Annotated in this window: 17 protein-coding genes; 11 read left to right on the top strand and 6 right to left on the bottom strand. The window is 46.2% G+C overall.

Annotated elements, in window-relative coordinates; genetic code table 11:
- Positions 1–32 precede the first annotated feature (32 nt).
- From lpxD to I5M27_RS04560, 7 genes are all read left to right on the top strand, one after another.
- Positions 33–1,055 carry a UDP-3-O-(3-hydroxymyristoyl)glucosamine N-acyltransferase gene (gene lpxD, locus I5M27_RS04590; RefSeq protein WP_200504976.1) on the top strand — a complete coding sequence of 341 codons (1,023 nt, stop codon included), beginning with the start codon at positions 33–35 and terminating at the stop codon, positions 1,053–1,055.
- A gap of 31 nt (positions 1,056–1,086) precedes the next feature.
- Positions 1,087–2,484: a bifunctional UDP-3-O-[3-hydroxymyristoyl] N-acetylglucosamine deacetylase/3-hydroxyacyl-ACP dehydratase gene (locus I5M27_RS04585; RefSeq protein ID WP_200504975.1), complete on the top strand. Its 1,398-nt coding sequence runs from the start codon at positions 1,087–1,089 to the stop codon at positions 2,482–2,484.
- Between the two features lie 200 nt (positions 2,485–2,684).
- Positions 2,685–3,476: an acyl-ACP--UDP-N-acetylglucosamine O-acyltransferase gene (gene lpxA / locus I5M27_RS04580; RefSeq protein WP_200504974.1), complete on the top strand. Its 792-nt coding sequence runs from the start codon at positions 2,685–2,687 to the stop codon at positions 3,474–3,476.
- Positions 3,466–4,095, top strand: coding sequence for an ABC transporter ATP-binding protein (locus I5M27_RS04575; protein WP_200504972.1), 630 nt, complete (start codon positions 3,466–3,468; stop codon positions 4,093–4,095). Before lpxA ends, I5M27_RS04575 begins: the two co-directional genes overlap by 11 nt.
- A 122-nt stretch (positions 4,096–4,217) precedes the next feature.
- Complete coding sequence (locus I5M27_RS04570) at positions 4,218–4,934, top strand: outer membrane beta-barrel protein (RefSeq protein WP_200504970.1); 717 nt, start codon at positions 4,218–4,220, stop codon at positions 4,932–4,934.
- Positions 4,935–5,217: 283 nt separating this feature from the next.
- Positions 5,218–6,084: a hypothetical protein gene (locus I5M27_RS04565; protein WP_200504969.1), complete on the top strand. Its 867-nt coding sequence runs from the start codon at positions 5,218–5,220 to the stop codon at positions 6,082–6,084.
- A 124-nt stretch (positions 6,085–6,208) separates the two neighbouring features.
- Complete coding sequence (locus I5M27_RS04560) at positions 6,209–7,681, top strand: nicotinate phosphoribosyltransferase (RefSeq protein WP_200504967.1); 1,473 nt, start codon at positions 6,209–6,211, stop codon at positions 7,679–7,681.
- 236 nt (positions 7,682–7,917) lie between these two features.
- Here the strand turns inward: I5M27_RS04560 and I5M27_RS04555 are convergent, their stop codons facing one another.
- The 3 genes from I5M27_RS04555 to I5M27_RS04545 all read right to left on the bottom strand — a co-directional run bounded on the left by I5M27_RS04555 (position 7,918) and on the right by I5M27_RS04545 (position 11,541).
- The gene (locus tag I5M27_RS04555) at positions 7,918–9,210 is read right to left on the bottom strand and encodes an erythromycin esterase family protein (RefSeq protein ID WP_200504965.1); all 1,293 of its coding nucleotides are present in this window, start codon (positions 9,208–9,210) and stop codon (positions 7,918–7,920) included.
- Between the two features lie 549 nt (positions 9,211–9,759).
- Positions 9,760–10,452 carry a DUF421 domain-containing protein gene (locus I5M27_RS04550; protein ID WP_200504964.1) on the bottom strand — a complete coding sequence of 231 codons (693 nt, stop codon included), beginning with the start codon at positions 10,450–10,452 and terminating at the stop codon, positions 9,760–9,762.
- A gap of 345 nt (positions 10,453–10,797) precedes the next feature.
- On the bottom strand, positions 10,798–11,541 hold the full coding sequence (locus I5M27_RS04545; RefSeq protein ID WP_200504963.1) for a DUF4197 domain-containing protein: 744 nt from the start codon (positions 11,539–11,541) through the stop codon (positions 10,798–10,800).
- Positions 11,542–11,607: 66 nt separating this feature from the next.
- Between I5M27_RS04545 and I5M27_RS04540 the strand changes: the two genes are divergently transcribed.
- Positions 11,608–12,852, top strand: a complete 1,245-nt coding sequence (locus I5M27_RS04540; RefSeq protein WP_200504961.1) for a competence/damage-inducible protein A — start codon at positions 11,608–11,610, stop codon at positions 12,850–12,852.
- Between the two features lie 124 nt (positions 12,853–12,976).
- Here the strand turns inward: I5M27_RS04540 and I5M27_RS04535 are convergent, their stop codons facing one another.
- The gene (locus I5M27_RS04535; protein ID WP_200504956.1) at positions 12,977–14,485 is read right to left on the bottom strand and encodes a T9SS type A sorting domain-containing protein; all 1,509 of its coding nucleotides are present in this window, start codon (positions 14,483–14,485) and stop codon (positions 12,977–12,979) included.
- Between the two features lie 457 nt (positions 14,486–14,942).
- On the opposite strand from I5M27_RS04535, the gene I5M27_RS04530 reads away from it, so the two are divergent.
- The gene (locus tag I5M27_RS04530) at positions 14,943–16,319 is read left to right on the top strand and encodes a dihydrolipoamide acetyltransferase family protein (protein ID WP_200504954.1); all 1,377 of its coding nucleotides are present in this window, start codon (positions 14,943–14,945) and stop codon (positions 16,317–16,319) included.
- A gap of 104 nt (positions 16,320–16,423) precedes the next feature.
- Here I5M27_RS04530 and I5M27_RS04525 read toward each other — a convergent pair whose 3' ends face one another.
- Positions 16,424–18,031, bottom strand: coding sequence for a T9SS type A sorting domain-containing protein (locus I5M27_RS04525; protein WP_200504952.1), 1,608 nt, complete (start codon positions 18,029–18,031; stop codon positions 16,424–16,426).
- Between the two features lie 240 nt (positions 18,032–18,271).
- Here I5M27_RS04525 and I5M27_RS04520 point away from each other — a divergent pair, with 240 nt between their 5' ends.
- Together I5M27_RS04520 and I5M27_RS04515 are read left to right on the top strand one after the other, a co-directional pair.
- Entirely contained in the window at positions 18,272–18,808 is a 537-nt protein-coding gene (locus I5M27_RS04520) for a hypothetical protein (protein ID WP_200504951.1), read from the top strand.
- Between the two features lie 121 nt (positions 18,809–18,929).
- Positions 18,930–19,730, top strand: coding sequence for a choice-of-anchor V domain-containing protein (locus I5M27_RS04515; RefSeq protein WP_200504949.1), 801 nt, complete (start codon positions 18,930–18,932; stop codon positions 19,728–19,730).
- Positions 19,731–19,811: 81 nt separating this feature from the next.
- Here I5M27_RS04515 and I5M27_RS04510 read toward each other — a convergent pair whose 3' ends face one another.
- Positions 19,812–20,282: a PepSY-like domain-containing protein gene (locus I5M27_RS04510; RefSeq protein ID WP_200504945.1), complete on the bottom strand. Its 471-nt coding sequence runs from the start codon at positions 20,280–20,282 to the stop codon at positions 19,812–19,814.
- Positions 20,283–20,316 lie beyond the last annotated feature (34 nt).

Genomic DNA, 20,316 nt, shown 5'->3' with positions numbered 1-20,316 from the left:
TAACGGTTTAAATTATTCCCTATTTTTGCATCATGGAATTTACTGTTCAACAGATAGCCGACATGCTGGGCGGAACCGTGGAGGGCAACCCCGACCGGAAGATCAGCACGTTAGCCAAAATAGAAGAAGCCGGCGAAAAAGCCCTGGCCTTTCTATCGAACCCGAAATACGAACCTTATTTATATACTACCAGTGCGGCGGCCGTAATCGTGGGCAAAAACCTGCAATTAAAGCAACATTCCGATGCTTCGCTCATCCGCGTGGACGACCCTTATACCAGTTTCTCCAAACTGCTCGAAGAATACCAGAAAGCGCTGATCGCATTTAAAACCGGCGTGGAAGAACCAGCTTTTATGGGCGCCAATTCCATCATTGGCGAAAACTTTTACCGCGCCGCTTTTTCTTACATCGGCCAGAACTGCAAGATCGGCGATAACGCCCGCATTTTCCCGCACGTTTTCATCGGCGATAATGTGAAGATCGGCAACAACGTGGTCATTTACGCCGGCGCTAAAATTTATGCCGATACGATAATTGGCAGCAACTGCACCATTCATGCGGGTGCCGTGATCGGTTCCGATGGCTTTGGTTTTGCCCCGCAGAAAGACGGCACCTACAAAGTAATTCCGCAGATCGGCAACGTAATTCTGGAAGACAATGTGAGCATCGGCGCCAACGCTACCATCGATTGCGCTACCATGGGATCCACCATTATCCGCGAAGGCACTAAAATAGACAACCTGGTACAGATCGCGCATAACGTGGAAATTGGCAAACATACCGTTGTAGCGGCCCAATCCGGCATTTCCGGTTCTTCCAAAGTAGGTAATTTCTGCACCGTGGCCGGCCAGGTAGGCATTGTAGGCCACATTACCATTGCCGATAAAACCATAATCGGAGCACAAAGCGGTGTTTCCAAATCCATTAAAGAAGAAGGCACCATCATTCAGGGTTCCCCGGCTTTCGATTACAAGCAGAACCTGCGGGCGCTTACCGTTTTCCGCCGCCTGCCGGAACTCCAAAAAGAAATAGACGAACTAAAAGAAAAGCGCTAGTTTTGCCCTTTCTTTATTAAGAAATTATTTGATGAACGAAAAACAGCACACCATCAAGTCGCCGGTTACGGTTTCGGGCATTGGCCTGCACACCGGCGTTGTGGCCAATATGACGTTTGTGCCGGCACCGATCAACCACGGCTACAAATTCCAGCGCATAGATATGGAAGGGCAGCCCATTGTAGATGCCGACGTAGACAACGTAGTAGACCTTTCGCGCGGCACGACCATAGAACAGAACGGCGCCCGTATTAATACGGTAGAACACACCCTGGCGGCCCTGGTTGGTTTGCAGATCGATAACGTGCTGATCCAGCTCGATGGGCCGGAACCGCCGATCATGGATGGCAGCTCCATTGAATTCGTAAATGCCCTGGCTTCGGTTGGGCTGGAAGAACAAAATGCGCTCCGCAACTTTTTCGAAATTCCGCAAGGCATCAGTTTTAAAGATGCCGGCCGCGAAGTAGAACTGGCCGCATTGCCCTTAGACGATTACCGCGTTACGGTAATGGTAGACTACAATTCGCCGGTTCTGGGTTCGCAGCACGCGTCTATTACCGATATCAGCCAGTTTGAAGAACAGATCGCGCCTTGCCGCACCTTCTGCTTTTTACACGAGCTAGAAATGCTTTTCAAACAAAACCTGATAAAAGGCGGTGACCTGGATAATGCCATTGTGGTAGTAGACCGCGTGGTGCAGGAAGATGAACTGACGCATTTAGCTGAACTGCTGAACAAGCCCAAAGTAGCCGTTAAAAAAGAAGGCATTCTGAATAACACCGAGCTGCGCTTTAAAAACGAACCGGCCCGCCATAAACTCTTAGATTTAATTGGTGATCTGGCTTTGGTTGGCCGTCCGCTGAAAGGACAAATTCTGGCTGCTCGCCCGGGTCATGCTGCCAACGTTGCTTTTGCGAAGAAGATCAAGAAAGCCATGAACGAAGCGGCCATTAAAAACGTGCCGGTTTATGATCCAAAACGCGAGCCGGTAATGGACATTAATAAAATTGCCCAGACGCTGCCGCACCGCTACCCTTTCCTGCTCATCGATAAGATCATTCACCTGGATCAAACTACGGTAACGGGCATTAAGAACGTGACCATGAACGAGCCTTTCTTCCAGGGCCACTTTCCGGGTAACCCGGTTATGCCGGGCGTGTTGCAGATAGAAGCCATGGCGCAAACCGGCGGCATTCTGGTTTTAAGCACCGTTCCGGATCCGGAAAATTACTGGACCTACTTCCTGGGAATTGAAAAGTGCCGCTTCCGCAGAAAAGTAACGCCCGGCGATACTATTATTTTTAAATGCGAATTATTAGCCCCGGTAAAACGCGGCATTGCCAAAATGATGGGGCAGGCTTTTGTGGGCGGCAAAGTGGTAATGGAAGCCGAAATGAGCGCCAGTATTGTAAGAAAAGAGAACGTTTAGTTTTAATTAATAATTAATAATTAAGAATTAAAAATTGATTTCGGGAGTTTTTCAACTGAAAAACCTACCGTTTTTATTTTCTGATTCTCCGCAACGGTTGGTCTCTTATTACAGTCTGAATAGAATTCACTGTAAATGATAATCCAATAATTATTAATTCTTAATTATTAATTCTTAATTATTAATTAAAAAGAAGTCTAATGACTCAACCGTTAGCATATATTCATCCGGAGGCCAAAATTGCCCATAACGTGGTGGTAGAGCCTTTCACCACTATTTACAAAGACGTTGAAATTGGTGAAGGCACCTGGATCGGCCCGAACGTAACCATTATGGAAGGTGCCCGGATCGGGAAGAACTGCAAAATATTTCCGGGAGCGGTAATTTCGGCGCCGCCGCAGGATTTAAAATACCAGGGCGAACCTTCTACGGCTACCATCGGCGACAATACCATTATCCGGGAGTGCGTAACGATGAACCGCGGAACCGCTCTGGATAAAAATACGACCGCCGTTGGCAATAATTGTCTGGTTATGGCTTACGTGCACATTGCCCACGACTGCATTATTGGCAACAATGTAATTATTGCTAACTCTGTGCAGCTGGCCGGCCACATTGAAGTGCAGGACCATGTATTTATTGGCGGGGCCACAGCCATCCACCAGTTCGTAAAAATTGGTGCGCATTCCATGGTTTCGGGTGGAAGTCTGGTGCGTAAAGATGTGCCGCCTTTCATTAAAGCTGCCCGCGAACCGCTTTCTTACGCCGGTATCAACTCTATTGGTTTGCGCCGCCGCGGCTACACCAACGAGCAGATCAACGATATTCAGCAGGTGTACCGCATCTTATTCCTGAACGGTTTGAATTACTCGGCTGCGCTGGAAAAGATCGAAATGGAAATTCCTTCTACCGTGGAGCGCGACGAGATCCTGAACTTCTTCCGGACCTCCGAACGGGGCGTAATTAAAGGACAGGGCCGCGATGCAAGTTAAGCTTACCGGTCTCGGAAAGCGTTACAATTTTGAATGGATCTTCCGGAACCTGACTTACGAATTTACCGCAGGCAACACCTACGCAATTCTTGGTCATAATGGTTCCGGAAAATCTACGTTACTTAATACAATTTCCGGCTTTCTGCTGCCCAGCGAAGGCCAGCTTACCTTTTCCCTTCAAAACCATACCGTTCCGGTAGAAGAAATTTACCGGTATTTGTCTTACGCGGCGCCTTATCTGGAAACTGTAGAAGAATTTACGCTTACCGAAGTGCTGGAATTTCACATCAAGTTTAAGCAGCTGAAAAGCATTACCGTGCCGGAATTAATTGAGCGCATGCGTTTGCAGAAATCCCGCGATAAGTACGTGAAGGATTTTTCGAGTGGCATGAAACAGCGTTTAAAACTCGGAATGGCGCTTTACACCCAGGCTCCCCTCCTGCTTTTAGACGAACCAACCACCAACCTGGACCAGGAAGGCATTGACTGGTACCTCGAACACCTCCACCTCAACAAAAAGGACCGCATCGTAATCATCGGTTCCAACATTTCCCACGAATACAGCTTCGCCGACGAGCGTTTGCATATTACCGATTACCATCCGGTTGCGAAGCAGTAGTTTTTGAGGCGGAAAGCATAGCGTTTTAAGGTTCTGCCAGATCGGATTCTCCTGTTTTCAACAATAATAACTTTGTTATATTTGAGTAAACATCTGATTAGCTTCACCTGAAAACAAGGAAGATGAAAAATACAGGTTTACTATTTATTCTCTTATTCGGGCTTTTAGTGCAGGCATTTGCTCAGGAAGATTCAACAAAGAACAACGTTTTTGGTGGTTTTTTAATTATGCCAATCGAGTTTCCTGTTATTAACACTAAAGGACTGGATCAACAATTAAGCAAGTATGGTTTTCCTAAAGCAAATCATGCAACTGCTAATGTTGGTATTGGATTACAATTATATATGAACAGGGGCATTACCACCTTTTCATACAATCAAACAACAAAGAAAAACGACCAAAGTAGTTTTGTGACAGAAGTAGAATATCGCTCGACTTCGTTTAATTTTGGTTATTCCCTTACAAAAAGCCCATGGTTTTCAGTTTATCCTTATACTGGATTTAAAGGCGTTGGGCTTAATTATTTGTACCGGGAAAAAGCTACCGACACGACTTCATTTGGAAACTATTTACAGTCAAACCTCAGGTACAAAGAAGTTACAAATTCAAAAGCACATCTTGATTTAGGAATTGGAATTTCTCACCAGATGTTTTATTTAATAAATTTCAGATTTGGTTATTTATTGCCTTTAGAAAGGGTTCGTTGGAACATTAATAATAATAAAACAACTTTACCTAACTCACCAGAAGTAGCCTACAACTACTATTTTACGCTTACACTTGGGCTTGGCAACATAGCGCGTGATAACGATGTTAGACGGCACTACAATAGACGATAAAAAAATTAAAAGAAACTCCTTTTGCTGAGAGTTCTTCGCTAACTCTCCGCATAACAATTGCAAAACAATTAAAGCACTTTTTTAATATAAAAGCATAGCATTTTAACGAGCAGCTTTCCTCTTCAAAAATTCCAAAATGCTATTCTTTTCACTCCAAAAACTATAAACCCACCAAAATAACAAAAGATTTCACCCAATTATCCGGCAATTCCATAACAGGTTTAATATAACCTCGTAAGAACTTTTTAAACTTTTCTTACGCGCTCTAAACCCTGCCTGCCCAATGAAACGCCTTTTCAAAATCCCGTTTTATTTCCTGATCCTACTTTTCACGGCCTGCAATAAAAACGACGATGCGGTGCCAGCTGAAAACGCTCCGCCTTTCAGCTCAGATCCGCAGAGCACCGCGCTAACCCCCATGATCGAAGAAACGTCTGGCATTGCCGACAGCAAAACGGCGCCGGGATATTTATGGGCGCACGAAGACAGCGGCAATCCAACCGAATTGCATTTGATCAGGCACGATGGTAGCGTTACGAAAAAAGTGTATTTAAAAGGCATAAAAAACCGCGATTGGGAAGACCTCGCACTTTCGGGTAACCAGCTTTTCCTGGCCGACATTGGCGACAACAATAAAAAACAAACTTCTTACACCATATACCAGTTTCCCGAGCCTTCGCCCGGCACCGATACCGTTTCTACGTTCAAGCAGATCCGTTTCCGCTATCCGGATGGCTCGCACGATGCCGAAGCGTTGCTCATTGACCCGATTACCAACGCCATCCTGATCATTACCAAGCAAGACGATCCTTCGCGCATTTATAAAATTACGCCGCCATTCAATTACACTGCTATTGATACTGCAGAACTGGTTGGCACCATCAGCTTTACCGGCGTAGTAAGTGCAGCCCTTTCGCCAAGCGGCACCGAAGCGATCCTGAAAACTTATTCAGGACTGTATTACTACAAACAAAAAAACGGCGAGTCGCTCGCGGAATTTCTGCAGCAGCCACCCGTAACCGTGCCCTATAAAATTGAGCCGCAGGGCGAAGCCGTTGCCTTTGCCAATAACAACTCCGGCTTTTTTACTTTAAGCGAAAAAGGTTTTACCAACGCTGCCGTAAAACTGTATTTTTACCCCCGGAAATAACAGTTTTCAAGCGTGCCAATGACCCTAAAAACGGTAGGGTTTTCAACCGAAAAAGGCTGAAACGGCCCGTTTATAACGCTTCCGGAAGCTTTGCCGTTAAAGCAGCAGCAGCAACCTTTTCCGCATGGATTTTACCCGCAACCTTTACGGCACTTCGCTTAGTTTACTTACCGATCTTTACCAGCTAACCATGGCCTATGGTTACTGGAAATCCGGCCGCGCCGAACAACAGGCGGTCTTTCATTTATACTTCCGCAAAAACCCGTTTGAAGGCGGTTATGCCGTTTGCGCCGGCCTCGAATACGCGGTGCATTTTCTGCGGAACCTGAAATTTTCGGATAACGACATCGAGTATTTAACCAGTTTGCGCAATGCCAAAGGCGACGAATTATTCGATCTCGATTTTATAGATTACCTCCGTAATTTACGATTCACCTGCAACGTGGAAGCCATTCCGGAAGGCACCGTGGTTTTCCCGAATGAGCCTTTGATCCGCGTTTCCGGCCCCTTGTTGCAGGCGCAGCTCATTGAAACTCCTTTGCTGAATTTCCTTAATTTCCAGACCCTGATTGCCACCAAAGCTGCCCGCATTACCGAAGCTGCGCAAGGTGACCTGGTAATGGAATTTGGCATGCGCCGGGCGCAGGGCGTAGATGGTTCGCTGAGCGCTACCCGGGCAGCATTTATTGGCGGCGTAAAAGCTACTTCCAACGTAATGGCCGGCGAACTTTTTGATATTCCGGTGAAAGGCACGCACGCACACAGCTGGATAATGGCTTTTGCCAACGAAGAAGAAGCCTTTGAAAAATATGCCGAAGCCTTCCCGCACGATTCAGTTTTCCTGGTAGATACTTTCGATACCCTGGAAGGCGTGAAAAATGCGATAAAAGTAGCCCGGAAGATGCGCGAAAGCGGTTCAGAATTGTTCGGCATCCGCCTCGATTCCGGCGACCTGGCGTACCTGAGTATTGAAGCCCGGAAACTACTCGACGAAGCCGGTTTCCCGAAGGTAAATATTGTAGCCAGCAACGACCTCGACGAAAACCTGATCGCCAGTTTAAAGCAGCAGGGCGCTAAAATAAATTCCTGGGGAATTGGCACGCAACTCGTGACTGCTTTCGACCAGCCGGCGCTGGGCGGTGTGTATAAACTGGGAGCTTTGCAAGACGAAAAGGGCCAATGGCAATACAAACTCAAACTTTCGGAGCAACTCGTAAAAACCTCTACGCCGGGGGTGCAGCAGGTAAGAAGATTTCTGGATGGACACGGAAAATTTGTGGCTGACATGATCTACAACGAGGCCGAAAACCTGCCGGAAAACCTGAAAATTGTGCACCCGCTCGACATTACCAAACAAAAACCAATCGCTGCCGGAACGCCTTCCGAAGATCTGCTCCAACCAATTTTCAAAAATGGCCAACTTGTTTACTGCTTGCCTGCCCTCCCGGAAATTCAGCAGCGCACGCAGCAGCAGCTTCAGGCTTTAGACCCCAGCATTCGTCGTTTCCTCAATCCGCACACTTACCCGGTTGGCCTGGAAGCCACGCTGCATCAACTCAAAACCGACCTCATCCTAAAATTCAGACATTTGAAATGATTAAATGAGAGCGTTATTGAATGATTGAATGATTGAATGATTGAATGATTGAATGTAGGAATGAGAAAATCCAGGTATTAGAAATTCCCTCAAGTTCAAATTCCAATGGCAAAACGCTATCATTTTAACCTTAAAAACTTAGAAGCTATTCCCTGATTTACTTTTCGGGATTTCTTCGATTCACTAAATCTTTTCATTCTCTCGTTCTCTCAATCAATAATTCTCTCATTCTATCATTAAAAGGTCCACGGGTACATATCGGGCGGGGTGTTGCCGGCAACCTGGGTCAGGATCGGGTGTACGGCTTCGGTTTCGTCCAGGAACATGAAAGCATCGTAGCGTTCCGGAATTACGGAAGGCACATAATTACCGAAACGTTCGGTTTTTGGATTATATACCACGCCAATAGCACGGTGTCCAATGGGATCCTGCAACTCCGGAATATGGCGGATGTCACTCGAGAGAATCAGTTTATCCATCTCGCTAATCTGGTGTAAATAATGCTCCCAGCTGCCTGTTTCCGCTTCCGGTACGTCCATTTTCTGCATAGGCGCTCCCCAGTTTTTACCGGCAATCACGCTTCCTTTATACGAACCGAAACCAACTAAAAAACAATTTTCCCGGCTGTGTTGCTCACGCACCAATTGCCCAACATTTACCATGCTGCTTCGGGCCATGTCGGTAAAGCGGGCATCGCCGATGTGGGTGTTATGTTCCCAGATGATAGCTTTACAATCCGGTCCGTGAAAATCCATGAGCCGGTTCAGGGTTTCCATCATGTGTTCGTCGCGCACGTTCCAGGAACTGGAGCCGCCGCGTACCATGGCCCGGTAATATTTTTCGGCGTTCACGGTTACCAGCGCATTTTGCTCGGTATTGAAATGGGCTTCGGCATCCTGCTCAAATGCGCTCGCTTTGGCCCGGATGCGGTTGAGTAACTCCAATACTTCGTATTCGCAATCTTCGGGTACAAACGCAACCGAGCGCGCATATTCTTCCGGATCATTATTAAAAGGCTCGAAACATTTAAAGGCTTTGCGGGCTGATTCGATCAGATCGGGATCGCGCTTTTCCAGGTACGTCAGAATTTCGTCCAGGCTTTCCCATAAACTATACACGTCGAGGCCGTAAAAACCGGCTTTTTTGCCTAGCTGCTGCGTTTCGTTGTGCTCTTTCAGCCACTCTACCAGGGCAGCAACTTCCCAGTTTCCCCACATCCAGGTAGGCCAGCGGTTGAAATGCTGCAAAAGTTTCTGAACCGAATTACTGCCCTCGGGATAACCTTTTATGTAGCGGTTTACCAGGTAAGAATCGGGCCAATCACCTTCTACAGCAATAAAATTGAATCCTTTTTCCTGGATCAGGCGCTTGGAAATTGCCGTACGCCAGGTATAATATTCCGAAGTGCCATGCGAAGCTTCTCCTAAAAGTACGAACCGGGCATCGCCGATGGCAGCCAATAAAGGTTCGAGGCTTTGCGCATCTTCGAGGGGATAATGCCGGAACGGGGTTTCGTAAATTTTTTTCATAGCTTTCAGGAATTTATCTGTGGCACATCTTACATACTAATCTGACGTAAATTGGTTTTATCTGCTTTTAAATAGTATTTTATATATTTTTAATAGTTATGTTTTGATGTAGAGCGTTTTTAAGGTTAAAGCCATAGCGTTTTCATAGCTTGCTTCTTTTTTTAACTAATTCCCTTTTGCTTTCAAGCAAGCTTTTTCCCTCAAGCCGGGTGGCTTCGTTTCTGCGTTCGCGGCTGCAACCCTTCCTGCCCTAGCGGGCTGCCTGTGGCACCGGAAGTCTTGGAGGCCGCTCTCACAGAAACTGGTATCTGTTTCCCTTTGTAGCTAACTTCTTTTTAGTTTAGTTTCCTGGATAACGTGATCTTCTGGAGACGCTGCGCTGGCGATATAGTGAAATCAGAAAGCTTGAAATCAGATGTTAAAAATCCTGTCCATCATTTCAATCCTAAAAATCGTGTTCAAATCATTTCCTTCTGCTTTAGCTGACGGTACTACAGGAGAAAAAAGCTCCCTCCCTGTTTTTAGGGGAGGGCTGGGGTGGGGTTAAACTCAGCCTATCCGGCGGGTCTGGATGGCTTTTACCCAGAGGTCACGGTTGCAGCGGTCGCAGGAGTTTATGCCGGCCGGAATTTTTTCTACGTTGCCGCAAAAAGCGCAGGCATAGATGCCGGCTTCCGGAATCTGGCGAAGCTTTTGGCTGAATGGCGCCGGAAGAATGGGCAAACCAGGCTTTACGTCCTGGTCTTCGTAAAAATAAATGCTCATTTCGCCGCTGGTTTCCAGCAATGCTATCTTTACCTGCCCCAGATGCTCCACGTGTTCCACCCGCAGCTCACTGAAAAATTCATCTTGGCTTAAAGATTCGCGGTTGAATTTATCGATGGCAAATTCTCCGTCTTCGATCAAATAAACCGGGTCGCCTTCTACTTTGCTTTCGAACCACTCATTGCGACCGGCAAGCCAGGTGAGCAGCCGGTACAGCCCGATCACGATCAGGAAAACCAGCAACGCGGGCACAATTCCCACGTCTTCGTAAAACATGGGGTCGCCGGCCGCCGAACCCAATGCTACAATGATCACGACTTCGTAAATAGAAAGCTGCTTTACGCCTCTTTTTCCCGAAGCCCGCAAGGTAACCACCAGAAAAATGAACATGATCACCGTCCGGAAAGCTACTTCCAGTAAAAATACCGCCGGCAGATCGTTGAATAAAATGCGCCGCCACTCAAATATTTCTTCCATGCCCGGGTGTAAAACAGATATAACTTAAAAATCAATTTCCGGAGCTTTTACTGCAAATAACCCTGCTAAGATTTAATACAATTCGGCACAGGCACTTTTTCAGCCTGAAACCATAGCATTTTGGGGTTGGGAATCAGTAAATGATAGTATTATTGAAGGAGTGCATGTGGGGATTTTTGAAGAAGAACTTATTGAAGAAATGAATAACGAAATTGCTCGTTCCTGAATTATGGGCAGCAGTTTTTCAGGCCAAAACCCTACCGTTTTCGGGCACAAAAAAAAAACCGGTGAGGACTTTAAAGTCTCACCGGTTTACTTCCGGAAATTTCTAATTTCTAATTAAAATCAGCCTTTGTAGCCAAAAACGCGTTTCAAAAGATCGGTAGTACGGGCTATAGGGTTTTCGCGGATGTTGGCTTCTTCCTGGGCAACGAGGGTAAACAAACCGGTAATGGCTTTGTCGGTAGCGTAGGCGTTTAGGTCGGGGTTTACTTTCTGTACCAGCGGAATTTTATTGTAGCTCGTAATAATGGTGCCGTAATATTTGGTGGCATTCACCTTGTCGAGGCTTTTCTGTATGATTGGCTTGAACGAAGTAGTGAGCTGCGCGGAAGTGGTGCGCTTTAAATATTGGGTAGCGGCATCTTTTTCGCCGGTCAAAATATTCCATACGTCTTTAATGGTGAGGCTTTTAATGGCAGAAATAAAGATCGGTTTGGCACTGATGGCAGCATCTTCGGCGGCGCGGTTCAGGCTTAACACAAACTTATCTACTTCCTGGCCCATGCCCACGTTGCGGAGCGTGGTTTCTACTTTTTTAATTTCCGCTGGAAAAGGAATACGAATGAGCGAATTACCGTAATAACCATTGGTTTGCGAAGCCTGCGCGGTGCCTTTGGTCGTTCCCTGGATCAGGGCTTCTTTCAGGCCGTTGGCTACTTCGGTATCGGAAGGTTTACCCGAGGTGTTTATGCCCGTGGAAGCTGGGGGTTTGGGCAGGTTTACTTTTGGTAATTTGAACTGCGCGGAAGCACAGGAAGTAAGAAAAGTGAAAAAAATTGCAAAACTATAGAAACTTAACTTTTTCATACGTATTCAGGTCATTAACTTTGATGCACAATATTACGCAAAGCTTTGCATAAACCCTGCCAGATTATGAAACCGGTATTAGCTGAAATTATTACCATTGGCGACGAGATCCTGTACGGACAGATCGTAGATACCAATTCGGCCTGGTTGGGTACGGAACTGGGCAAGATCGGGGTGCGCGTGAAGCAAATTTCGTCCATCGCCGACGAGGCCGCAGCCATTACCCAGGCTGTAATCGATGCCCAAACCCGCGCCGACCTGATTTTGATTACCGGCGGCCTGGGCCCTACCCGCGACGATATAACCAAAAAAACGCTGGCCGAATACTTTGGCTGCGGCTTAAAATTAGATCCGCAATCTTTAGAAGATGTAACCGATCTGTTTCAGAAGCGCGGCCGCGAACTAACCGAAGCCAACCGTCAGCAGGCTTTTCTACCGGAAAACTGCACCCCCATCCGCAACCCGATCGGAACGGCGCCGGGCATGTGGTTCGAGCATAACGGGAAGATCATTGTTTCCATGCCTGGCGTGCCTTACGAAATGATGCACATGATGACCGAAATGGTTATTCCCAGAATTCAAGCCGCGTTCGAATTTCCGGTTATCATTCACAAGGTGATCCAGACCATCGGCATCGGCGAATCTTTCCTGGCCGAACAACTTTCCGACTGGGAAGACGCTTTGCCGCCGCACATTAAACTGGCTTATTTACCGCACCTGGCGGGCGTACGTTTACGGTTAACTGGCCACGGCACTGATCCCGACGAACTGGAAGATCAGCTTTTAAAAGAATTAAGCGCGGTTTCTACCCTCATCTCCAAATTCATTTATGCCTACGGCGAAGTAACCTTAGAGGAAACCATAGGCATGTTGCTCAATGCCCGCAGCCTGACCATTTCTACGGCCGAAAGCTGCACCGGGGGCCACGTGGCGCATAAATTAACCAGCATTCCGGGCAGCTCGATGTATTACATGGGCAGCATTATTGCCTACGACAACGACGTAAAGATCAAACAGCTGCAGGTTAAACCCGAAACCATTGAACAATACGGCGCCGTAAGCGAAGCCGTGGTGCGCGAAATGGCCGAAAACGTGCGTAAAATTATGGGCACCGACGTGGGCATTGCCACCAGCGGCATTGCCGGCCCGGGCGGCGGCACCGAAGAAAAACCTGTAGGCACGCTCTGCATTGCCTACGCCGACGCCACTAAAACCATCAGCAAAAAACTTTTCTTCAACAAAGACCGCGAACTGAACATCGAATTCACTGCCATGACCTTGCTGAATCTGGTGCGCCAGAGTTTACCATAGGTTGGTAGGTTCAAATTTTAGAATGTTCGAATTTTCGATTTTTGAAAACTTTGTAGCGTAGGGTTTAAACCCTACGCTACAAAGCTTAGAAAACGCTATCCTTTTAGCTCAAAAAAGTCTGAAGTTACTTTATCACGGCCAGTTTCTTCGTAGCCACTGGTTTATCATCCACCACCAGGCTGTATAGATACAAACCATTGCTCAGGCCGCTTAAATCAACTGTTAAGCTGCTGGTATTTCTTTTCAATTCAAAATCCTTGATCTCTCGACCTGTAGCAATTTCCCGGATCATAATTCGCGCTTTGGTGTAATTCTTTGGCAATGAATAAGAAATAATGGCTTCGGCAGCTGTAGGGTTTGGATAGCTTTGGCCTAAAGTAGTTCCGGCTAAAAATGCATCTTCTTTGGTTCCTGTTACTTTTATAGGACCAGGCAAAGGCAAGGCTGGCGCTAAACCCGCAATCTTCACTTTCGCTACATAGAAGCCGGCACTCAGGTTAGGAGCAGGTGTAACCACTCCATTTCCCCCAATAATAAAACTGCTGTCAGGCAAGGCTTCTAAGGTAGTGGTTTGAACCTGGGTAGCTATAGTACTGGTAAAGGTATATATGTTCAGCAAAGAACCAGTAGGGTTGAAGCGGTAAAGGAAAAACTTATCGCCGGGCATGCTGCCAGTCCCTTTCCGCTCGAATCCCAACACTACCATGCTGCCGTCGGTAAGCTCGCGGGAGCGGGTGAAAAAAACGTTGTCAGTCACGGAGCGGTTAATGTAATGCCACACCGGCTGCAGGCTCGCATTTACTTTTACCACCATCCCTAATTTCGATGGCCCTCCTGTTACAGTTGTATCGATCTCAGCAGCCAGTAAAAAACCACCATCCAATAAAGGCGTAACGCTACTAATTGCAGAGCTAACTCGTTCGACTCGATTTGAACCTATTATGGAAAGTATCCTCCCCAGCACGGAATCCCCCTGCTGATTGACCAGCAGCAGCTTCAGCCGCTGCGACGCGCCCGTAATGCCGTACATAATAATGTTGCCATTCAGCGTATGCTGCATATCAGCTAAAAAATCTCCATTGCTCCAGGCATAGCCTTTGCGCCATTTCAAATTTCCCAGGCTATCAGTGCGCCCTAAGGTAAAACGGTTGTTCTTACCGGCAATAATATTATTTCCGCCAAGGTAATAGCCACTATCAGGAGCTAATAGGATTAAATGGCCACTATCAAAGGTATTAATGGCATAAGGTATTACCTGTTTAAGCATACCGTTGCCATCATACTTTAATAATGCTGTTCCGGATGTAGTTGGCGAAGTATTAACTTTAGTAGTATAAACGACATAGCCACTATTTATGGTTTGTTTTATGCCTATCCCACCTAATGCAATTAGTGGCCCTAGACGCATCCACAGAGTATCGGTATTCGGTTTAACTAAAGTGAATATGCTTTGGTAGCCGGGATTAAAAGTATAACTGCCCGTGATAACTACATTCCCTTCACGGGTGAGACTGCTAGCAACAAGACCTTTATTACTATTTCCTATTTTATACAGCCGCTCCTGCACCAGTTGCTGAGCTTTTACAAGAGTCAGGAAGTTTAAACAACAAAGCAGTAGAAGGATCTTTTTCATAGCAGCAGTATCATTTGTTAAAGGTAAAGAAAAAACGCTATGGTTATATCCATAAGAAGTAAAACCATAGCGATTCCGGTTGTAGAAGTTTAAATGCTGCAAGTTCACCAACAAATAATGTGTAGAGCCATATGCTAACGCTCAAAATGGAACTTAGAGAAGAAATTTCAAAGCATCAATTCAGGACCGCACTTTAATGCAGCAATTAGAATTTCCCCATCCAAAACGCTATGCTTTTAGCCTGAAAAACTTTAAGTTCAATTCCCGGTTTCAACCAAACCAAAACGCTATCCTCTTCAACCTAAAAACCAAAGCCAGAATAATCGAATACTGTACAAGCTAAAAATCGAAAATTCGAACCTGCGAACCTGCGGTTAATTAGCTAAAATCATTACCTTTGCGGCAGCTTTTGAACACATTCGAACAACGAATAACGACAAACGAATAACAAAAACATATGGCACTTGTAGAAATGCTGATGCCCAAAATGGGCGAGAGTATCATGGAAGGTACGGTTCTGAAATGGTTAAAGCAGGTTGGCGACACCATCGAGCAGGACGAATCGGTACTGGAGGTTGCAACCGATAAAGTAGATACCGAAGTGCCGGCCATTCAGGCAGGTGTATTAAAAGAAATTCTGGCGCAGGAAGGCGAAGTGGTTGCCGTTGGTAAACCAATTGCCATCATCAGCACCGGCGGCGACAACGGACAAGCTTCGGCTGCTCCGGCTGCGGCTGCAACTCCGGCACCAACCCAAACGGCATCTGCTCCTGCCGCTGCTCCTGCCGCTGCTCCGGCCATGGCTTCAGTTTCCGGCGGAACGGCTACCGTTAAATTAGACAAACCAGCCGAAGGCCGTTTCTATTCGCCTTTGGTATTGAACATTGCCCGCGAAGAAGGCATTTCGATGCAGGAACTGGAATACATTCCGGGCACCGGCAAAGAAGGCCGCGTAAGCAAAAAAGACATCCTGGATTACGTTTCTAACCGTGGCAATGCGCCGCAGGTTAACGGCACGGCTACCCACGCTCCTGCACCGCAGGCCGCTCCGGTACAGGCTGCTGCTCCGGTTGCTGCTGCACCAGCCACGCAAGCTGCTGCAGCCCCTGCTGCTTCTTACTCCGGCGACGTAGAGATTATCGAAATGGACCGCATGCGCAAAATGATCGCGCAGCGCATGGTAGACAGCAAACGCATTTCTCCGCACGTTACTTCTTTCGTGGAAGCCGACATGACCAACATCGTGAACTGGCGCAACAAAGTGAAGGACAGCTATAAAAAACGCGAAGGCGAAAACCTGACCTTCACCCCGATCATCATCGAAGCGATTGTGAAAGCGATCAAAGATTTTCCGATGATCAACGTAAGCGTAGACGGCGACCGCATTATCAAGAAAAAGAACATAAACATTGGTGTGGCTGTAGCCTTGCCGAGCGGAAACTTAATTGTGCCGGTAATTCATAACGCCGACCAGATGAACCTGAACGGTATTACCAAACGGGTGAACGACCTGGCCAACCGCGCGCGTTTAAACAAACTTACCCCAGCCGATCTTGCTGACCCAACCTATACCGTTTCGAATGTAGGTTCTTTCGGTAACGTAATGGGCACGCCGATCATCATGCAGCCGCAGGTTGCCATTATGGCCGTAGGCGCGATCAAGAAGAAACCAGCCGTAATCGAAACTGAGCAAGGTGACCTGATCGGAATTCGTCAGTTCATGTTCCTGAGCCACTCTTACGACCACCGCGTGGTAGATGGTTCTTTGGGTGGTATGTTCGTTCGCAAGGTTGCTGATTATTTAGAAGCGTTCGATATGAACACCACGATCTAGTTTTTAGCGCTAAAACCATAGCGTTTTGATACAGAAAAGTCCCGGAGCAATTCGGGACTTTTTTGTATGGTACAGTTTACACTTAATTCAGGAACTGAGTAATTTTATTCAACTACAAGCTTCCGAGTCTGAACCCGATTCCCATCTTTTAATTGCAACAAATAAATTCCTTTGCCTGTTGATATTTGAATTTTTTCGGATATTCGTTTATTTTTTACTTGCAGCGATTTTCTATATTGCTCACGTCCCAGAAAATCAAATATGGTTAACCTGGCTTCTACACTTTCAATTCCTGTTACTTTTAAATTAAAATTGCCACCACTAGGATTTGGAAAAAGCTGAATAATAAAATCTTTTTCAGTTAATCCATCGGGAGCTAATTTTATCAACCAGAAATCAAAACCTCCTTTTGAAGCAACGGTTTTATCTGGGCTTAAATCGGTATAAGAGCTTCCTGCCAAAATATAGCTACCATTGGCAGTTTGTAATAACCCGTTAATTGTTTCCCCTCCGGAGCCACCCAAGGTTTTATCCCATATCTTATTTCCAGCTTTATCAACCTTTATTACCCAATAATCATAAAAACCCATGGCTGGAGCCGATTTATCACTACTAATTCCTGATGCAGATCCGCCGCCAAGCAGGTAATTCCCATCAGAAGTGACAATTAGACTTAAAAGGCTTTCACCTTCTGGTCCGCCAAAAGTCCTATCCCATATTTTATTGCCAAAAGCATCGGTTTTAATCACCCAAAAATCTTGGTTACCCCGACTTTCTTCGGTTTTATCGCCGGATGCCGGAGACCTTGAATTACAACCTAAAATAAAATCACCTTCCGGCGTTTCCTGCACCGCAAAAAGATGCTCGTCTAATTTACCGCCAAATGTTTTATCCCAGATTACGTTTCCGCTGGCATCTGTCTTCACTATCCAAACATCATTTTCTCCCTGATTCTTTTGATTTTTATCGCCACTTATTCCAGAATTCGAATTGCCTCCCAATATATATCCACCATCGGAGGTTTGGCTCATGGAAAAGAGATGATCCTGGTTATCGCCGCCAATAACCTTATCCCAAAGCTTGTTGCCGGTTGCATCTATTTTAATCAGCCAGAAATCGTTTAAGCCTTTTGAAGGCTGACTTTTATCTCCATTAACGGAAGACCTTGAACTGCCACCTAATAAAAAACCCCCATCAGCTGTTGGTAAAAGCTTTTCCAGTACATCGGTACTTGCTCCGCCAAAAACTTTATCCCAAACTTTATTGCCATTTCCATCCAGTTTTATTACCCACATGTCGTAGCCGCCTCTTTCCGAACCAGTTCTATCACCCGAAAGGTCTGAACCAGACCAGCCGCCTCCAATATAACCGCCATCTAAAGTAGGTTTCAATACATACAGCAAATCGTCCCTGTTTCCTCCATAGGTTTTGTCCCAAAGAACATTTCCAAGCGAATCTACTTTAACGATCCAGAAATCTAAACCTCCCCGGGAATTTTCAGATTTATTGCCACTAATATCAGATTCAGAATGTCCACCTAAAAGAAAACCTCCATCCAAGGTTGGTTCTACACATTGTAATTCATCCTGATAAAGCCCACCATAAACTTTCTGCCATTTTACCGCGGGAGCAGATTGTGCACTTACAGATCGGAAAAGGTTGGTAAAAATTGTAGTTAAGACAATTGCCAGTATCACTGTTCTTGTTTCCATATTTATTATAGCAATGCCTTCCAATAGTAGTATAATTTGTAAAATCGAACTTCACAAATATATTCTTATAAATTGGAATAAATAACAAGAGCTTATGAGATCAGCAGGTTAAGGCTTTTGATCAAACCCTAAGGGATTGCAGTTTTTTTTGGCCATGCCTAACAGTTTAATTAAACTCTTCCTAAATTCGGCCTTCCAAAAACGGTATCATTTTTACCCGAAAAAACTCTTACCCAACGTATGAAAAACCTGCTTTTTATTCTCCTCATTGCTGCTTTTGCGTTCCTGGCTATTTTCTTTTACTGGCAGCTCGATACCACCAAAAGCGAACTGGCCCTGCAAAACCAGCGCATCCTGGACCGCGATACCAAGATCTATAAACAGGATAAACTGGTAGATTCCCTGCAAAAGCAGCTTTCCGGCGCACCGAATGCATCCCAATCGGCCGATACCATTGAACTCATGCCCCCGCCTTCCGCCCAGTTTATGGATGAATTGGGAAGTTTAAGCGAAGCTGACCTGAACCGTTTGCAGAAAAAAGGTTTACGTAACCCGGAAGCCGACCTGAAAAACGACCTGATGAAAAAGCAGCAGCAATTCATTCCGGTTAAAGGCACCGTAGGCGGCACCATGACCATCCGCGACATCCGGATTCTGAACGACCGTTACGCGCTGGCTTATTTTGAAGACGGCCACAACGGCGGAAACCTGATCTTAAAATATGCGGTTGAAGGCGGCAAAATTTCCTGGAAAGTATTGGACAGCTATTCGATGTAAATCAATAACTTAGGGCATATATTTTCTTTCACGGAAATAAACGAACGTTTACCAAAAATATCTTTCCTCAACCAGGAAGAATAAATATTATTGGTATTCTATATTCCGCAATTACCATACAATGAATAGAAAATTTATACTTGCTTCGGCTGCGGCCGCATTGGTGCTGGGTTTTAATTTAACCGGCAAATCTTCGTCTTCCAGTCCGCCGGCCGGCCACGCCGGTGCCCCCGGCGAAATGACCTGCGCCATGAGTGGTTGCCATACCGGCACCGTAAACGCCGGTGGCGGCTCGGTTGCGCTGGTAAACCCGCCGGCCAATTATACGCCCGGGGCTACCTACACCATGCAGATCAGCGTTACCGATGCCAATAAAACCCGCTTTGGCTTCGAACTGGTTGCTTTACGCTCAAACAATCAACAGGCCGGCACCATAATGCTGGTAAGTTCTACTAACACCGCTTTGCAAACGCAAGGTGCTAAAACCTACCTTTCGCACCGCAACGCTTCCGCCACCAATACCTGGACCTTTACCTGGCTGGCGCCGGCTACCAATGTTGGTCCGGTTACATTCTACATGGCCGGCAACGCGGCAAACGGCAACAATACCACCAGCGGCGATAATATTTACACGGCCAGCAAAGTTTTAACCCCGGCAGCAACCAACACCGGCATCAAGGAAGATAAAGCGGCAGCGGTTAAAGTATTCCCTAGTCCGGCTTCAGCCAGCTTGAATCTGGATTTCCCGGAAAAACCGCAGACCGTAAAAGTGCTCGATCTTGCCGGCCGCGAAGTTTTCAACCAGACCGCTTCCGAAGCCGCTAACGCCATTGACGTAAGCCAGTACCCGAACGGTACGTACTTCCTGCAGATAGAACAGGAAAAAAGCGTGCTGCTGAAACGTTTTGTAGTGCTGCACTAAAAATATTATGCACCGGAATAAAAAAGCCGCCCTGTTTCTGCCGGGCGGCTTTTTATTTTTACAAACTTTCCGGAAGCAGCATTACTTCTTCATGCCACCTTTGTCTTTTTTATCTTTTTTTTCCAGTAGCATTCCGTTGGCATCGTATTTCAGATACACAAAATCTACACCTTTGCGGGCTCTTACTTTGTAACGTTTGCCTTCCGGCGTATCCATTTCGGCAAAATCGCTCATATTCCAGGTGCTGTATTCGCCGGAAGTCAGGGCTTTGCTCACGGCGGTTGGTAATTGCTCGCGTTTCATATCGGTTTTGGTTTTCATCCAGGTACCGTCAGCTGAAAAATAAGCTTCATTTTCCCGGTTATTCATCATAAACTCGGCTTCGTAGGCATCTTTATCTTCTTCCCAGTCCCAGTCGGTAACTTTCATGTTGGGGTATTTGGCCGTGAAGGCATTTTTTACAGCGGCCGGAATATCCTTTTCGCTTTGGGCCCGTGCAAACTGTAGCGCCATGAAACAAAAAATAAGGGTAAGTAGCATTCCTTTTTTCATAGTATAAAACGTTTAAGGTTAAAATATTACCGGT

The sequence above is a fragment of the Adhaeribacter terrigena genome, from assembly GCF_016623615.1.
GTDB lineage: Bacteria > Bacteroidota > Bacteroidia > Cytophagales > Hymenobacteraceae > Adhaeribacter_A > Adhaeribacter_A terrigena.
The sequence above is the reverse complement of the archived record's forward strand: the minus strand, read 5'-3'. Positions and strand labels throughout refer to the sequence as shown.

Bases quoted from the DNA above. Each gene is read 5' to 3' on its own strand.
- I5M27_RS04520 (WP_200504951.1), top strand. From the start codon at position 18,272: ATGAAAAACCTGCTTTTTATTCTCCTCATTGCTGCTTTTGCGTTCCTG.
- I5M27_RS04570 (WP_200504970.1), top strand. From the start codon at position 4,218: ATGAAAAATACAGGTTTACTATTTATTCTCTTATTCGGGCTTTTAGTG.
- I5M27_RS04530 (WP_200504954.1), top strand. From the start codon at position 14,943: ATGGCACTTGTAGAAATGCTGATGCCCAAAATGGGCGAGAGTATCATG.
- I5M27_RS04525 (WP_200504952.1), bottom strand. From the start codon at position 18,031: ATGGAAACAAGAACAGTGATACTGGCAATTGTCTTAACTACAATTTTT.
- lpxD (WP_200504976.1), top strand. From the start codon at position 33: ATGGAATTTACTGTTCAACAGATAGCCGACATGCTGGGCGGAACCGTG.
- I5M27_RS04545 (WP_200504963.1), bottom strand. From the start codon at position 11,541: ATGAAAAAGTTAAGTTTCTATAGTTTTGCAATTTTTTTCACTTTTCTT.
- I5M27_RS04555 (WP_200504965.1), bottom strand. From the start codon at position 9,210: ATGAAAAAAATTTACGAAACCCCGTTCCGGCATTATCCCCTCGAAGAT.
- I5M27_RS04550 (WP_200504964.1), bottom strand. From the start codon at position 10,452: ATGGAAGAAATATTTGAGTGGCGGCGCATTTTATTCAACGATCTGCCG.
- lpxA (WP_200504974.1), top strand. From the start codon at position 2,685: ATGACTCAACCGTTAGCATATATTCATCCGGAGGCCAAAATTGCCCAT.
- I5M27_RS04575 (WP_200504972.1), top strand. From the start codon at position 3,466: ATGCAAGTTAAGCTTACCGGTCTCGGAAAGCGTTACAATTTTGAATGG.
- I5M27_RS04540 (WP_200504961.1), top strand. From the start codon at position 11,608: ATGAAACCGGTATTAGCTGAAATTATTACCATTGGCGACGAGATCCTG.
- I5M27_RS04565 (WP_200504969.1), top strand. From the start codon at position 5,218: ATGAAACGCCTTTTCAAAATCCCGTTTTATTTCCTGATCCTACTTTTC.
- I5M27_RS04585 (WP_200504975.1), top strand. From the start codon at position 1,087: ATGAACGAAAAACAGCACACCATCAAGTCGCCGGTTACGGTTTCGGGC.
- I5M27_RS04515 (WP_200504949.1), top strand. From the start codon at position 18,930: ATGAATAGAAAATTTATACTTGCTTCGGCTGCGGCCGCATTGGTGCTG.
- I5M27_RS04535 (WP_200504956.1), bottom strand. From the start codon at position 14,485: ATGAAAAAGATCCTTCTACTGCTTTGTTGTTTAAACTTCCTGACTCTT.
- I5M27_RS04510 (WP_200504945.1), bottom strand. From the start codon at position 20,282: ATGAAAAAAGGAATGCTACTTACCCTTATTTTTTGTTTCATGGCGCTA.
- I5M27_RS04560 (WP_200504967.1), top strand. From the start codon at position 6,209: ATGGATTTTACCCGCAACCTTTACGGCACTTCGCTTAGTTTACTTACC.